The following is a 15751-nucleotide window of genomic DNA, read 5'->3' on the forward strand; positions in this document are numbered from 1 at the left end:
TCACCGTGACAACCACCACGCAGGCCGATATCCACGAGTTCGAAGAGATTCTCCAACCGATCCCCGAATCGGTCCGCACCAAACGAGTTTCAGGGCAGTTCTGGATCTGGGCCGGCGCCAATATCGCGCCCATCAACTGGGTGCTGGGCGCGCTCGGCATCGGGCTCGGCCTTGGGTTGCGTGACACACTGATCGTCCTGATCGCCGGGAACGTCGTCGGGATGGCGCTGTTCGGCGTGTTCGTGGTGATGGGCCAACAGGCCGGTGTCACGGGGATGGTGTTGTCCCGGGCCGCATTCGGCCGACGTGGCGCCTATGTGCCGGCCGCCATCCAGGCGGCGCTTGCCGTGGGCTGGTGTGCGGTCAACACCTGGATCGTGCTGGATCTGGTGATGGCACTGCTGGGCCGCCTCGGTTTGGTCGATCCGGACGCGCCGAACATCACGGCCAAGATCCTGGTCGCCGCGGCGGTCATGACCATCCAGGTGACCATCGCCTGGTTCGGCTATCGGACCATCGCCAGGTTCGAGCGGTGGACGGTTCCACCGACCCTGGCGGTGCTGGTGCTGATGTCGGTGGTGGCGTGGGTTCACCTACCGATCGACTGGTCGTACGCCGGGCCCGCCGGCCACGTGCTGCACGGCGGCGAACGCGTCGCAGCCATGTCCGCGGTGATGACGGTGATCGGAATTGGTTGGGGAATCACCTGGTTCGCCTACGCGTGTGATTACTCGCGGTTCGTCAGCACCACGGTGCCGAAGCGTCGGTTGTATCTGGCCAGCGTGCTGGGCCAGTTCATCCCGGTGGTCTGGCTCGGCGTACTGGGGGCGAGTCTGGCGACGACGAATGGTTCGGTCGATCCGGGCAAGCTGATCGTGGAGAATTACGGTGCCTTGGCGATACCGGTGCTGTTCTTGGTGATTCATGGTCCGATCGCGACGAACATCCTCAACATCTACTCGTTCTCCGTATCCGCTCAGGCCCTCGATATCAAGGTGCACCGACGGAAGCTGAACGTGTTCGTCGGTGTGTTGGCTCTGTTTGCCATCGTCTTCTTCATCTTCCAGTCCAGCCTTGCCGCCGTGCTCGACACCTGGCTGGCCTCAATCGTGGCGTGGGTGGCGAGCTGGGCGGGCATCATGCTGGTGCACTACTTCTTCATCGAGAAGGGCCGTCTCGATTCGCAGCGACTGTTCGACCCGATCGGGTCACCGCGGTTGCCCGATGTGAACTGGGTGACGATGGGGTGTTTCGCGGCCGGCATCGTGTCCACCTGGATGTTCATGTACGGGACCACAGGCGTCATGCAGGGCTTCGGAGCCCGCGCGCTGGGCGGACTGGATCTGTCCTGGCTGGCCGGCGGTATCGTGGCCGCCACGCTGTACGCGGTATTCGGGCCGCAGGCCCATCGCAAGGCCAGGGATGCAGCCCTGGTGGGCAATCCGTAATCGGGTCGGGCTGTTCGGATCTGGCTGATGGCGCTACCCGATGTGTCGTCGAGTCGATACGGTTGGCATGTGAGTATCACGGTGCGCGAATTGCTGGACATGCCGCACCTGCAGCTGCGACTGCATTCCGGCAAGTCCGGACTGGATCGACAGGTGACCTGGACCCACACGTCGGATCTGCCCGAGCCGTGGCAGTGGGTCAGCGCCGGGGAACTGCTCATGACCAACGGCATGTCGTTCCCGGCAGCGGCGGACGACCAGGAGAATCTGCTCGAGGAACTCCATCGCGTGGGGGCCAGCGGACTGGCCATCGGCGAGGACATGTTCTGCCCGCGACTGACCCAGCGGTTCACCCGCGCCAGCGAGCGTCTCGAGTTGCCGGTGCTGTGGATTCGTTATCCGATGCCGTTCGTGGCGATCTCGCGCGCCGTCGCCGAGGCCACCCTGCTCGAGCAGTCCCAGCGGCTGATGCAGACGGCACGCATCTATGACGCGCTGCGCCACTCCACCACAGGCGATGCGGGGCGATCACGCATCGCCGACGCCCTGACAAAGGAACTGAAATGCGCGGTGTACGTGTGCGACCGGGTCACCGGAGACGCTTATCACCCTGACGGCCCGCACCCGTCGGACGACGTGAAAGAGACGGTGCGGACGGCGTCGCAGGGCACACTGGCCGCCGGAGCACGATCGGTCCTCACCGACGGCGGCGCCGAGGTTCTGGTCGGGGAGGTGCCCACGCACGACGACGCGGTGCTGGCCGTCATCCGCGAAGGCGGTGCCGCGCTCGACGGTGTGCTGATACAGCACGCCGCAACTGTCGTCGCGCTGGAGTTGTCCCAGACCCACCTCGCGCTCGAACACGCCCGGCGCTCGGGTGCCGAGCTCACCGCGCAGCTCATCGACGGGCGGATGGATCAACGGGTCGGGCGTCGTCAGCTGGTGTCCTCGGGGCTGGACCCGGCGACATCGATGTTCGTCTCGGTCACGTGTGATGACGAACGGCGGTTGCGGGATCTGCACGTGGCGTTGTGGCGCCGCCGAATTCCCCATGTGTCGGCGTTCCGGTCGGGAGTCGCCCATGCCGTGGTGCCGGCATCCGATGATGCGGTCGAGGCGATCGCCGCCTCACTGGGGCCGACGGCCAGGGTCGGTGCGGGCCGGGTGATCAAGACCGTGGCCCGTTCGGCCGAATCCGCCCGCGAGGCGACGTGGGCGCTGGGTACCGCGCAGCGGACCGGGGATCCCGTCGTGCGCTACGGCACCGCTACATCGTGGGTGGGCATGGGCGGTGTCGAGGACGCCCGGGCGATGGTGGAACGCTGGCTCGGTCCGGTGATCGAGCATGACGCCCAGCACCGGACCGGCCTCGTCGAGACGCTGGAGGCGTTCCTGGCCAACCAACGGTCGTGGCAGCGCACGGCGGCCGCGATGAACGTCCATCGGCAGACCGTGCTCTACCGCGTGCACAAGGTCGAGGAGCTCACCGGCGCCCGCTTGTCCGATACCGCGGACATCGCCCAACTCTGGCTGGCTCTGCAGTCCCGCGACCTGCTGGCCGGCGGCAGTGGTCCGGCCGGGGATCGCTAGTGATGCAGAAGGGTGCGCAGCGCGATGGCCTCGGGGTCATTGCCGAAGTGCTCGATGACCTGCACCTGGATTTCGCCGACGACGCCGCCGAGGATTGCGCCGACGGCGATCATGGTCGGTTCGTCGTCCTTGAAGACCGGCCGCAGGATCGACTCGTACTCCTCGTTGGTGAGCTGCCCCATCTTGTCGATGATGGTCTTCTCCAGGTCCAGCGCATGCATGGCGTAGTCCTGGGCCTCGACCATCGTGGTGGGGAGCCGTTCGAGCACCATCTTCACCATGTTGTCCTTGAAGGCGTTGTAGCGCTGCGTGCCGACGGCGAACTTGACCAGCGGGGTCGCGATGCCGGTCTGCGCATCGATGGCTGCTTCGACCTCCTTGCCCACCAGCGCGAACAGCTTGTCGGAGCCCGGGCCGCGTAGCACGCCGTCGAACAGGATCTCGGGTGAGAACAGGTCCTCGGCGAGGATCCGCGCGTAGTCCGCGGTGATCTTGTCGCGCTCGGCATGCAGCAACCCCTGGAACGGGATGAAGCCGAGGTACTTCGTCGGCTGCACGGGCCGGAACAACATGTTGAGCGCGATGTAGTCACTGATGAGGCCGACGCCGAAGCCGAAGGCCGGCATGATCCACGGATTCTGGAACAACGCCCACGCGACCATCTGGACCACGCCGATCGCGAGCCCGAAATAGATTCCGCTGCGACGCACGAAGGCCATCGCGTTGTCGCCGAGCCCGCGCATCAGCTTGTTGAGCTTGTCCTTGTTCCGGACCAGCGTCGTGACCGCCAGGTACTGGATGTCGACGAACCGGTTCAGGTCCGACCGCATCTCGTTGAGCATCTTCTCCACGATCTTCGGCGTCTGTTCGTGGACGCGCGACATGATCGCCTTACGCGCTGCATCGGGCAGCGAATCCCACAGCCCGGGGCGGATCTGCTCGGCGATGTCGCGGGAGATCTCGTCGACTGCCTGGGTCAGCGGCTCGCGCAAAGTGTCGACGGCCTCTCTGGCGTCGACCTTCTCCAGCAGCTCTTCGGGTTTCAGAAGGTTCTGGGTGAGCAGCTCAATGGTCTTGGACCCGACCTTGCCCGCGCGGCGAGGCACGATGCCCTGCCAACCGAACAGGCCGATGCCCTTGAACTCCATCGGCCGGTACAGCATCTCCAGCGCGACGATCTTGGTGCTCCACCCGACGAAGGCGGCGACGAACGGCATGGACAGATAAATCAGCCAATTGACGCCGAAATCTGCCTTGATCTCCTGCCAGGTCTGGATCGCGAGAAATGTCTCGCTGCCGCTCATGCGGTTACGAACCGTCCCGTTGCACCGCGGCCTCCCACAGGCCACGACCCAGGCCTGACAGCGTGAGGGTCAGCTTGTCCACCCGGGCCGTGAGGGGACCGCGCGACGCACTCTTGATCGCCCGCAACACCATGGGCTCCGCCATGAGCACCTCGTACTCCGCTTTCTGCGACGGATCCTCTGGACCGGTCTCAACCAGACCCAGTGACAGCAGATGGCCGACGTACTGCGGGACCATGGCAGGCAACGCCACATTGGCGGTGCGACCGATCAGGCAGGCGTTCTCCAGAACGGCCTGCCCCGGGGTCCGGGCCCGGGTCCAGGTATAGACGTTGACCAGCGGCGAAGCCGCGCCCTCCGACAGTGCGCCGATGATCCGTGCTTCGTCGGCGACCAACTGGTCGAGCAGGCGGTGGTAGAGCTCGACCTGGCTGCCGGTGGTGCTCTGGTCCAGGGCGCGGTCCAGCAACCGGTCCATCTTGTTGTTGAGCGATTCCGACGTCGGTTCCTCGGGCGTGGCGATCGTCACCGGCCTGGAAGTCGCTGCCGAATCGATGGCCTCCAGCCGGTTCTTCACCAGGGTGGCCAGCTGTTCCTCACCCCAGGCGGCCAGCTTCATGCTGGTCTTCGCGGCATCGAGCGCGCGATCGGCGATTCCGAAGGGGTCGTAGCGCTTCGGCACGAGCGGGCGGGGGTTGCGCGGGGTGCGGATGGCAATGGCGATGTCGCCGACGGGGGTGGCCCATCTGAAAGCCCGGCGCTGGTAGCCGTGCTTCGCAGGCTTGTCCTCGGGCACGTTCGGTTGGGTCGTCGTCATCTCGTCTGACATCGCCGGTCGATCCCCCTCGAGTGGCTGCTTGCGCCCGTGGGGGCGAAGGTCCGCGCCGGATGTCACGACGTTGTCGGGCTGCCGGCGGCATTTGATTATGGGGCACGGTACCCGGTCGGGGCGGGGGCGAGTACAGCGGCGATGACCCGCGAGAAGCACCTGCCCGGCAGCACCACGCCCATCCCCAAAAGAAATCGCTGTGGGAAGTCATCGAACTCGTCGGTGATTCGACCCATCAGCTGAAATGGAGCTCGGCCTCGACGTTCACCCGATGATGGTCCCGGCCCACGTGGGCCTCGGAACGCATCCGCTCGACCATGTGCGGGTAATGCAGCTCGAACGCCGGTCGCTCCGAACGGATCCGGGGCAGCTCGGTGAAGTTGTGCCGCGGCGGCGGGCAAGAGGTCGCCCACTCCAGCGAGTTGCCGTAACCCCAGGGGTCATCGACCGTCACCGGCTCGCCGTAACGCCAGCTCTTGAACACGTTCCACACGAACGGCAGGACCGAGACACCCAGGATGAACGATCCGATCGTGGAGATCACGTTGAGCGTGGTGAAGCCGTCGCTGGGCAGGTAGTCGGCGTAGCGGCGCGGCATCCCCTCGGCGCCCAACCAGTGCTGCACCAGGAACGTGGTGTGGAAGCCGATGAAGGTCAGCCAGAAGTGCAGCTTGCCCAGGCGTTCATCGAGCAGACGTCCGGTCATCTTCGGGAACCAGAAGTAGATGCCCGCGTAGGTGGCGAAGACGATGGTGCCGAAGAGCACGTAGTGGAAGTGCGCGACGACGAAATACGAGTCGGTGACATGGAAGTCGATCGGCGGGCTGGCCAGCATCACGCCCGACAGGCCACCCAGCAGGAAGGTGACCAGGAAGCCGACCGAGAACAGCATCGGCGTCTCGAACGTCAACTGACCCTTCCACATCGTTCCGATCCAGTTGAAGAACTTGATACCGGTCGGCACCGCGATCAGGAACGTCATGAAGCTGAAGAACGGCAGTAGCACGGCACCGGTGGCGAACATGTGGTGCGCCCACACCGCCATCGATAAGGCGGCGATGCTGAACGTCGCATACACCAGCGTGGTGTAGCCGAAGAGCGGCTTACGCGAGAACACCGGGAAGATCTCGCTCACGATGCCGAAGAACGGCAGCGCGATGATGTACACCTCGGGGTGGCCGAAGAACCAGAACAGGTGCTGCCACAGGATCGGGCCGCCGTTGGACGGGTCGTAGACGTGTGCGCCCAGGTGGCGGTCGGCGGCGAGGCCGAACAGCGCGGCGGTCAGGATCGGGAATGCGATCAGCACCAGGATGGAGGTCACCAGGATGTTCCAGGTGAAGATCGGCATCCGGAACATCGTCATGCCCGGCGCCCGCATGCAGACCACGGTGGTGACCATGTTGACGCCACCGAGGATGGTGCCCAGGCCGCCGACTGCCAGGCCCAGGATCCACAGGTCACCGCCCGCGCCCGGTGAGTGGATCGCGTCGGTCAGCGGCGAGTAGGCGGTCCAGCCGAAGTCGGCGGCGCCCCCCGGGGTGATGAACCCGGCGAGCGCGATCGTCGCGCCCAACAGGAACAGCCAGAACGACAATGCGTTCAGCCGCGGGAACGCCACGTCGGGCGCACCGATCTGCAGCGGCAGCACCAGGTTGGCGAACCCGAACACGATCGGGGTGGCGTAGAACAGCAGCATCGCCGTGCCGTGCATGGTGAACAGCTGGTTGTACTGCTCATTGGACAGGAACTGCAAGCCGGGGGCCGCCAGCTCGGCGCGCATGAGCAGCGCCATCAGACCGCCGATGAAGAAGAAGATGAAGCAGGCGACGCAGTACATGATGCCGATCAACTTGTGATCGGTGGTAGTCAACAGCTTGTAGACCAGATTGCCCTTGGGGCCTTGGCGCGCCGGGAACGGACGGCGGGCCTCAAGTCCATGCAGTAAGGGCGCTTCGGCTGTCACGAGATCCTCCAAAAACCCATCCCGGTTGTTCCCGAATCTCGCCTCAAATAGTAGTTGGACAGTCTGGCGAGCGAATTGAGTTGACCGAACCTCCTCGGTCGCCGCCGGCGCGCGCCAGACGCAGCACCAGCGGGCAGTCCGGCCCCCGGCTGGCGCTGTGGAGTGTGAAGCGCCGCTTCACGTCCGCCCACATGTCTGGGCTAGTGGCGCTGCCCCGCCGACAGCTTGATGACGATCCGGCAAGATAACCGGGTTTCCTACAGCGTCTGGGAACAAAACCGCGGAAACCCCCGTTGACCACATCGACAGCAAGTTGAGCGATACAGACTCAAGTATGGGTTGACAATCTATGCCTACCCGGAGCAAGCTTGAGCGCAGTCCGCTCAGACCCCTTATCTCTAACAGGAGGCAACACCATGGCTCGTGCGGTCGGCATCGACCTCGGGACCACCAACTCATGCGTCGCGGTCCTGGAAGGCGGCGACCCCGTCGTCGTCGCGAACTCCGAGGGCTCCCGGACCACTCCGTCCGTCGTCGCGTTCGCGCGCAACGGCGAGGTGCTGGTCGGTCAGCCCGCCAAGAACCAGGCGGTGACCAACGTCGACCGGACCATCCGTTCGGTCAAGCGTCACATGGGCACCGATTGGACCGTCGAGATCGACGGCAAGAACTACACGGCGCAGGAAATCAGCGCTCGCGTGCTGCAGAAGCTCAAGCGCGACGCCGAGGCGTACCTCGGTGAGGACATCACCGACGCCGTCATCACCGTGCCCGCGTACTTCAACGACGCCCAGCGCCAGGCCACCAAGGAAGCCGGCCAGATCGCCGGCCTCAACGTCCTGCGCATCGTCAACGAGCCCACCGCGGCCGCCCTGGCCTACGGCCTGGACAAGGGCAGCAAGGAACAGACCATCCTGGTCTTCGACCTCGGTGGCGGTACGTTCGACGTCTCGCTGCTGGAGATCGGCGACGGTGTCGTCGAGGTGCGAGCCACCTCCGGTGACAACCACCTCGGTGGCGACGACTGGGACGACCGGATCGTCGAGTGGCTGGTCGACAAGTTCAAGGCCACCAGCGGCATCGACCTGACCAAGGACAAGATGGCGATGCAGCGGCTGCGCGAAGCCGCGGAGAAGGCCAAGATCGAACTCAGCTCCTCGCAGAGCACCTCGATCAACCTGCCTTACATCACCGTCGACGCCGACAAGAACCCGCTGTTCCTCGACGAGCAGCTGACCCGCGCCGAGTTCCAGAAGATCACTCAGGATCTGCTCGACCGCACCCGTCAGCCGTTCCAGTCGGTGATCAAGGACGCCGGCATCTCCGTCGGCGAGATCGACCACGTGGTTCTGGTGGGTGGCTCGACCCGTATGCCCGCGGTCACCGAGCTGGTCAAGGAAATGACCGGCGGCAAGGAGCCCAACAAGGGCGTCAACCCCGACGAGGTTGTCGCGGTGGGCGCTGCGCTGCAGGCCGGCGTGCTCAAGGGCGAGGTGAAAGACGTTCTGCTGCTTGACGTCACCCCGCTGTCCCTCGGTATCGAAACCAAGGGTGGCGTGATGACCAAGCTGATCGAGCGCAACACCACCATCCCGACCAAGCGGTCGGAGACCTTCACCACCGCTGACGACAACCAGCCGTCGGTGCAGATCCAGGTCTTCCAGGGTGAGCGTGAAATCGCCGCGCACAACAAGCTGCTCGGTTCCTTCGAGCTGACCGGTATCCCGCCGGCCCCCCGCGGTGTCCCGCAGATCGAGGTCACCTTCGACATCGACGCCAACGGCATCGTGCACGTCACCGCCAAGGACAAGGGCACCGGCAAGGAAAACACGATCAAGATCCAGGAAGGCTCCGGCCTGTCCAAGGAAGAGATCGACCGGATGATCAAGGACGCCGAGGCGCACGCCGAGGAGGACAAGAAGCGTCGCGAAGAGGCCGACGTCCGCAACCAGGCCGAGTCGCTGGTCTACCAGACGGAGAAGTTCGTCAAGGAGCAGCGCGAGGCTGAAGGCGGATCGAAGGTTCCCGAGGACACCTTGGCCAAGGTCGACGGTGCCATCGCCGAGGCCAAGTCGGCGCTGGAAGGCACCGACATCTCGGCGATCAAGGCGGCCATGGAGAAGCTCGGTGTCGAGTCCCAGGGTCTCGGCCAGGCGATCTACGAGGCCACCCAGGCCGAGCAGGCCGCCGGTGGAGACGGTGCTTCGGCCGCCGCGGACGACAACGTGGTGGACGCCGAGGTTGTCGACGACGACCAGGAGACCAAGTGAGCGAGAACGATTCGCACGAGCCGGTGACCATCACCGACAAACGGCGCATCGATCCCGACACCGGTGAGGTTCGTGAGCAGGCGCCGGCCCCAGGTGGGCCGGCGTCGGCCGCCTCCGCCGCTGGAGAGTCGGCGAGCGAGAGCGACGAGGTTGCCGAGCTCAAGGCCACGCTGCAACGCGTGAAGGCCGAATACGACAACTACCGCAAACGGGCTCTGCGTGATCAGCAGGTCACGGCTGACCGGGCCAAGGCGGGCGTCATCACTCAGTTGCTGGGTGTCCTCGACGACCTGGACCGCGCCCGCAGCCACGGTGACCTGGAATCCGGACCGCTCAAGTCGGTCGCCGACAAGCTCGTCGGTGCCCTTGAAGGACAGGGTCTTTCCGGATTCGGCGTGGAGGGTGACGAGTTCGACCCGTCGCTGCACGAGGCTGTGCAGCACGAGGGGGAGGGCACTCATCCCGTGGTCGGGACCGTGATGCGCCGGGGCTACAAGATCGGTGACCAGGTGATCCGGCACGCCCTCGTCGGCGTGGTCGACACGGTGCCCGAGGCCGAAGCTGGTGCACAGACGGCAGATAACACTGACGCCACCGGCGATCAGGCCGCAGAATCAGACAATTAGTCCATCCAACTAGAGAGAAGAGGTAAGGAGGTGGCGCATGGCCCAACGCGAGTGGGTCGAGAAGGACTTCTATAAAGAACTCGGCGTCTCCTCTGACGCCAGCGCCGACGAGATCAAGAAGGCCTACCGGAAACTGGCCTCCGAACTGCATCCCGACCGCAATCCTGATGCGGGAGCGGCCGAGCGGTTCAAGGCGGTTTCCGAGGCGAACAGTGTTCTGTCGGACCCCGCGAAGCGCAAGGAGTATGACGAGACCCGCCGGCTGTTCGCCGGGGGTGGGCGTCGGTTCAACCCGGGCGGGAACTTCAGTGGCGGATTCGGTTCCGACGGAGCCGAATTCAACCTGGGCGACCTGTTCGACGCTGCCGGCCAGAGTGGCGGCGCAAACATCGGTGACCTCTTCGGCGGGCTGTTCGGGCGTGGTGCACAACCGCGCCCGAGCCGGCCGCGTCGGGGCAACGACCTGGAAACCGAAACTGAGTTGTCCTTCCTGGAAGCCACGAAGGGCGTGGCCATGCCGCTGCGGCTGACCAGCCCGGCACCGTGCACCAACTGCCATGGCAGCGGTGCGCGGCCGGGCACCAGCCCCAAGGTGTGCCCGAACTGCAACGGCTCGGGTGTGGTCAACCGCAACCAGGGGGCGTTCGGATTCTCCGAGCCCTGCACCGAATGCCGGGGCAGCGGCTCGATCATCGAGCACCCCTGCGACGAATGTCAGGGCACCGGCGTCACCACCCGGACCCGCACGATCAACGTGCGGATCCCACCGGGTGTCGAGGACGGTCAGCGCATCAGGCTGGCCGGCCAGGGTGAAGCCGGGCTAAGGGGTGCGCCCTCGGGCGACCTCTACGTCACCGTGCATGTGCGTCCGGACAAGGTGTTCGGGCGTGACGGCGACGACCTGACCGTCAGCGTTCCGGTCAGCTTCCACGAGTTGGCTCTGGGGACAACGCTTTCCGTTCCCACCCTGGACGGCAAGGTCGGTGTGCGGGTGCCCAAGGGCACCTCCGACGGCCGGATCCTGCGGGTGCGCGGACGCGGGGTGCCCAAACGCTCCGGCGGCCACGGTGACCTGCTGGTCACGGTGAAGGTCGCGGTGCCGCCGAACCTGGAAGGTGAAGCGGCAGAGGCGCTGGAGGCATATGCGAAAGCCGAACGAGCCAGCGGATTCGATCCGCGGGCCGGATGGGCAGGCAACATATGAGTCAGCGCAAAGACGAAGCCCGCACGTTTTTGATCTCGGTGGCCGCCGAGCTGGCCGGTATGCACGCGCAGACCCTGCGCACATACGACCGGCTCGGCCTGGTCAGCCCGCAGCGCAGTTCCGGCGGCGGGCGCCGCTACTCCGAGCGTGACGTCGACCTGCTCCGTGAGGTGCAGCGGTTGTCACAGGACGAGGGCGTCAACCTCGCCGGGATCAAGCGCATCATCGAGCTGACCAATCAGGTTGATGCGTTGCGCACACGGGTTTCCGAGCTGACCCAGCAGGTCGAACAACTCAGTGATCAGCGCCGCGACGTTTCGGTGGCATCCAAAGCGGTGGTGCTGTGGCAGCCCGGAGCCGCTCGGCGGCGACATAGGCCGTAGCCGAGGCGCGCGTTAGCCGACTCTGATCGAAAAGGTGGCCGTCTCCGGATTTCCGGGGGCGGCCATCATGTATTTCCCCCGGCGCAACGCGTCGGTGGGTGCGGCCATCGGCTCGATGCCCACCACGTTGTCGCTGCCCGGCGCGAAAAGCTGTGCGGCGGTATAACCCTCGTCGAAGGTGACGTCGACCCGGTGGCCGCCACCGGACAGTGTGAACACAGCACCCCGGGGCACGTCGTCGAAACCGTCGTCGAGTTCGGTGGTGCCCAGGCGTCTCGCCCCACCCGGCCACTCCCGGGATTCGCCGGTGGGCAGGCCCCGGTCATCCACGAGTAGATGCCGCATGGTCGGGGTCTGTAGCTGCCAATCTTGGCGGGGCACATCGGGAATCATCACGTACGGGTGGTAGCCGTAGCACAGCGGCACCGGCTGCTCGGCGGTCGGCGCCACCGTCGTGGACACGGTGAGGGTCCGATCGGCCAGCGTCACCGCCATGGTCAGGCGGTGGGGGAACGGGAACGTCGCCAGCAGGCCCGGTTCGGCGCCCCAGTCCAGTGCGGCTGCCAGTGTGTTCTCGGACTTCTCGATCACCTGCCAGTCCGGATTGGCGGCGAGCACGCCGTGCATCGGCGCCCCGTGCGCGTCGGCGCGGACGCCGTTGACCCCGGGGGTCAAGTGCACCGCGGTGTCGTCGACGCGGTACTCGTTGGCGCTCAAGCGATTTGCCCACGGGTAGAGGATCGGGATTCCCATCGTCTTACCGTCGGTGAGGTAAGCCTGCAGCCCGCGCCGCTGGCCCAGGTATTCGACGTCGGTGTCCTTGTCCGCCAGCGAGGTGCAGATCATCCCCGCCTCCGGAACGTAGGTGGCGGTCAGCGACGACGAGGGGTCATGCAGGGTGACGGGTTGAACCTCGGCCATGGCGCCAGTCTGGCACGGGTCAGCGGGTCAGCGGGTCGTGCTGGATGCGGTCGGCCGGCGCTCCCCGCTCGACCAGGGCGGCTTTGGTGACGGTGACCATGTCCGGGCCGCCGCAGACGAGGATCTGCCGATCGCCCCAGTTGCCGTACCTGGTCACCACTTCGGCCAGGGTTCCGGTTTGCCGGACGTGCAGGCCGCGCGGCGGCTGAACGTTGGGATACTGGCCCGCCCAGGGCGGATCGGTGCTGTATTCGGACACCGGGGTCACCGACAGCCACGGATTCGTGGAAGCGATGTGCCACAGCGTCTTCAGGTCGTACAGGTCGCACGGATAACGGCCACCGAAAAACAGGTGCACACGCGGATTCTCGCCGTGCAGCGACATGTCCATGATGATGTTGCGCAGTGGGGCCAGGCCCGTGCTGCCCGCCACCATCAGCACGTCCTCGCCGTCGCGGTCGACGTGCAATCCGCCGTGCGGGCTGGACAGGCGCCAGCGGTCCCCGATCTTGGTCTCGGCGACGATCGCGGTGCTCACCATGCCGCCGGGGACCGACCGGATGTGGAACTCGATGCCCCCGGACCGGTCGGCGGGGACGGCCGGGCTCAGATAGCGCCACCGGCGCGGCCACTGCGGCACCTGGACGGTGACGTACTGGCCGGGGTGGTAGAACAGCGGCTGGTCGAGTTGCAGCCGGATCACCGAGACGTCGCGGGTGACCCGGTGGTGCTCGATGACGGTGCCGTCGCAGTAGGCGGGGGAGTCCTCGGCATCGGCCGCCCCGCGCATCACCCCGATGATCAGGGCCACGGCATCGTGGGCGGCCTCGGCCAGTCGTTCGTCCCATTCGGACTCGAGGTGACCGCGCAATGCGTTGTAGAGCGCATCCTGCATGGAGTCGTAATGGCTCTGCGTCACACCGTATTTGCGGTGATCTCTGCCGAGCTGAGCCAGGAATGCCACCGGCTCCTCGGCGCGCTGGGCGATCAACTCCCCGAACAGCCAGGTCAGGGCGCGGGCAAAGACATCGCGCTGGCTGTCCATGTCGGGAGGGAACAGATCGCGGGCCGAGAGGTCGGTGGCGAACCACCGGGTGTAGAAGTTGCGGATCAGCGTCGCGGAGCCCTGCTCGGGGTCGACAGCGTGCTGGAGCGTCTCCAGTGCTTGACGGTCATCGAGTCCCACGGAGTCGCAGTCTAGGCGTGGTGCGCTCAGGCCGCCGCAATCCTGCGATGATCACCAACGTCACCCCGGCGAGGGCCCAGCAACTGAGCACGATGATCGCCAGGTCCGCGCCCGCGCCGCCGAAGTATGCGGTGGATCGCAGCAGCGTGGCGGTGGCGCCCTGGGGCAACAGCTGCCCGAGCTGGCCCCAGCCGGTGGGCAGCACCTCCGGTGCGGACGTCAGCCCGGACAGCGGGTTGCCCAGCAACAGGGCCAGTGCGGCGCCCGCGGCCAGGCCGACCTTGCCGAACATCGAGCCCAGGCCGAGCATGAACAAACCGGTCGCCGCGATTCCCAGCGTCAGGCCCGCGGCCACGCCCCAGAAGTTCGAGTCGATCGAGCCGAATACGTACTGGAGCAGGGCCGCGACGGTGGTGCCTGCGACCGCGGCGAACACGATCGTGGCGGTCAGGCGGGTCCACACCTCGCGCCGCAGTATCAGCACCAGCGCGCTGGCCGGCAGCATCCCGGCCAGCGTGATCGGCAGGGCGGAGGCGGCCAGGCCGGTTCCGCGCGGATCCTGGGTGGTGGGCGGGGCCAGGTCCTCGGTGTGCAGGGCAACCCCCGAGTGTGTGGCGATGCCGTTGCCGATCTGGGTGAGCAGTTGCGCGACGGCGGGACTGCCACCGGTGGCGGTCAGCAGGGTCGGGCCCTCCGGGCCGAACGCTATGCCGCCATAGACGTTTCGGTTGAGGATCGCCTCGCGCAGGGCGTCCTCGCCGGGGTAATAGGTCACCTTGAAAGCGCCTGGGGCCTGCTGTTCCAGGCGCTCGGCGATCTGACTGGTGGCGGCCTGGGGTCCCGCGGCGCCGATCGGTATGTCGTGGGGCTTGGACCGCGAGGCGGGAAGGGCGAACGCGATGGCGACGATGGCGATCGCGATGGTCAGCACGGTGACGATGCCTGCCGCACGCAGGGCGGCGGGTGGTTCGTGTTCGGGTGCCGCGTGGTGGACGGGCGTGGGGCTCTGTGTCGAGAGCATGTTCCCTCTTTTCATCCGATGTTGAATTAATCGGTTGGTGTGAGGGTAAGCCTGATGAGTCCGGTTTTCAACAGTCATTGAAATGATAGTGTCGATGTATGGCTTCACCTGGGAAAACCGTCACGCGGCGCGGGCGTCGCCAGGGTGACCCGGTCTCCCGCGACGCTGTGCTGGCCGCGGCCAAGCAGCGCTTCGCGGCCGAGGGATACGAGAAGACGACGCTTCGGGCCATAGCTTCGGATGCGCACGTCGACGCGTCGATGGTGCTCTACCTGTTCGGCTCGAAGGCCGACCTGTTCCGGGAATCGCTGCGCCTGATCCTGGATCCCGACGTGCTGGTGGCTGCCTTGGAAGGGCCGGCCGAGGAGATCGGCGAGCGCATGGTCCGCGTCTACCTGAAGATGTGGGAGACACCCGACACCGCAGCCAGCATGCGGGTCATGTTGCAGTCGGCAACATCGAATTCCGATGCGCACGTGGCATTTCGAACGTTCATGCAGGATTACGTGCTCGCCGCGGTGTCAGGCGTGCTCGGCGGTGGCGAGCAGGCCCGACTGCGGGCCATGCTCGCCGCATCCAACCTGGTCGGCACCGCGATGCTGCGTTACGTGATGGCGGTGCCGCCGATGGCGACCCTCGACGGTGAAGAGGTCGTGCGACTGCTCGCGCCGACGGTGACCCGCTACCTCACGGCGGATGCCGCGGAGCTGGGGCTGCCGGAGCTCTAGGCGGTCAGTGCTGCTGGTCGGAGACCAGGGCCCTGTAGGCGCTCGGCATGCTGGCGCTGGATGGAGCGATCGAACCGCTGTCCGCACCGACTCGCCGGCATTCTGGGCGCGGTGGTCGGGCTAAGCGTGGCGCCGTACTCCAGGCGATTAGTCACGCGATCTCGCAAGGAGGCGCCGCGGTATGGCGCGTGAGTTCTCCTCAACCGAACAGCGGAAGTCCGACCGTCATGTGGCGCAGCAATGTCCGCCACGAACCTGGTTTGAGGTAGGGCCAA

General features: G+C 66.0%; 13 protein-coding genes. 7 read left to right on the forward strand and 6 right to left on the reverse strand.

The window, feature by feature from the left end; genetic code table 11:
• Positions 1–5 precede the first annotated feature (5 nt).
• Together EYZ64_RS04010 and EYZ64_RS04015 are read left to right on the forward strand one after the other, a co-directional pair.
• The gene (locus tag EYZ64_RS04010) at positions 6–1448 is read left to right on the forward strand and encodes a purine-cytosine permease family protein (protein WP_286174607.1); all 1443 of its coding nucleotides are present in this window, start codon (positions 6–8) and stop codon (positions 1446–1448) included.
• A gap of 69 nt (positions 1449–1517) precedes the next feature.
• Positions 1518–3038 (forward strand): PucR family transcriptional regulator, encoded by a 1521-nt coding sequence (locus tag EYZ64_RS04015; protein WP_167857700.1) that lies wholly within the window; start codon positions 1518–1520, stop codon positions 3036–3038.
• Here EYZ64_RS04015 and EYZ64_RS04020 read toward each other — a convergent pair.
• The 3 genes from EYZ64_RS04020 to ctaD all read right to left on the reverse strand — a co-directional run bounded on the left by EYZ64_RS04020 (position 3035) and on the right by ctaD (position 7137).
• A complete protein-coding gene (locus tag EYZ64_RS04020) occupies positions 3035–4342 on the reverse strand; it encodes a DUF445 domain-containing protein (protein WP_135452013.1) in 1308 nt (435 codons plus the stop codon). The genes EYZ64_RS04015 and EYZ64_RS04020 overlap by 4 nt on opposite strands.
• A 4-nt stretch (positions 4343–4346) precedes the next feature.
• Positions 4347–5159, reverse strand: coding sequence for an Abi-alpha family protein (locus EYZ64_RS04025; RefSeq protein ID WP_286174609.1), 813 nt, complete (start codon positions 5157–5159; stop codon positions 4347–4349).
• A gap of 247 nt (positions 5160–5406) precedes the next feature.
• Positions 5407–7137, reverse strand: coding sequence for an aa3-type cytochrome oxidase subunit I (gene ctaD, locus EYZ64_RS04030; RefSeq protein WP_135452015.1), 1731 nt, complete (start codon positions 7135–7137; stop codon positions 5407–5409).
• A gap of 416 nt (positions 7138–7553) precedes the next feature.
• On the opposite strand from ctaD, the gene dnaK reads away from it, so the two are divergent.
• The 4 genes from dnaK to EYZ64_RS04050 are packed head-to-tail and all read left to right on the forward strand — an operon-like array spanning position 7554 to position 11620.
• Positions 7554–9407, forward strand: a complete 1854-nt coding sequence (gene dnaK / locus EYZ64_RS04035; protein WP_135452017.1) for a molecular chaperone DnaK — start codon at positions 7554–7556, stop codon at positions 9405–9407.
• Positions 9404–10033: a nucleotide exchange factor GrpE gene (grpE, locus tag EYZ64_RS04040; RefSeq protein WP_135452019.1), complete on the forward strand. Its 630-nt coding sequence runs from the start codon at positions 9404–9406 to the stop codon at positions 10031–10033. Before dnaK ends, grpE begins: the two co-directional genes overlap by 4 nt.
• 37 nt (positions 10034–10070) lie before the next feature.
• Positions 10071–11237 carry a molecular chaperone DnaJ gene (gene dnaJ, locus EYZ64_RS04045; protein WP_135452021.1) on the forward strand — a complete coding sequence of 389 codons (1167 nt, stop codon included), beginning with the start codon at positions 10071–10073 and terminating at the stop codon, positions 11235–11237.
• Positions 11234–11620, forward strand: coding sequence for a heat shock protein transcriptional repressor HspR (locus EYZ64_RS04050; RefSeq protein ID WP_135452023.1), 387 nt, complete (start codon positions 11234–11236; stop codon positions 11618–11620). Before dnaJ ends, EYZ64_RS04050 begins: the two co-directional genes overlap by 4 nt.
• Positions 11621–11632: 12 nt before the next feature.
• On the opposite strand, the gene EYZ64_RS04055 is transcribed toward EYZ64_RS04050, so the two are convergent.
• From EYZ64_RS04055 to EYZ64_RS04065, 3 genes are read right to left on the reverse strand one after another with little or no spacing between them, the layout of a single operon-like run.
• Positions 11633–12541: an aldose 1-epimerase gene (locus EYZ64_RS04055; protein ID WP_135452025.1), complete on the reverse strand. Its 909-nt coding sequence runs from the start codon at positions 12539–12541 to the stop codon at positions 11633–11635.
• 19 nt (positions 12542–12560) lie between these two features.
• The gene (locus tag EYZ64_RS04060) at positions 12561–13727 is read right to left on the reverse strand and encodes an FAD-binding oxidoreductase (protein ID WP_135452027.1); all 1167 of its coding nucleotides are present in this window, start codon (positions 13725–13727) and stop codon (positions 12561–12563) included.
• Positions 13714–14748, reverse strand: coding sequence for an ABC transporter permease (locus tag EYZ64_RS04065; RefSeq protein ID WP_135452029.1), 1035 nt, complete (start codon positions 14746–14748; stop codon positions 13714–13716). Before EYZ64_RS04065 ends, EYZ64_RS04060 begins: the two co-directional genes overlap by 14 nt.
• 98 nt (positions 14749–14846) lie before the next feature.
• Here EYZ64_RS04065 and EYZ64_RS04070 point away from each other — a divergent pair, with 98 nt between their 5' ends.
• Positions 14847–15476 carry a TetR/AcrR family transcriptional regulator gene (locus tag EYZ64_RS04070; RefSeq protein WP_135452031.1) on the forward strand — a complete coding sequence of 210 codons (630 nt, stop codon included), beginning with the start codon at positions 14847–14849 and terminating at the stop codon, positions 15474–15476.
• Positions 15477–15751 lie beyond the last annotated feature (275 nt).

It is taken from the genome of Mycobacterium sp. DL99, assembly GCF_004762045.1.
Lineage (GTDB): Bacteria > Actinomycetota > Actinomycetes > Mycobacteriales > Mycobacteriaceae > Mycobacterium.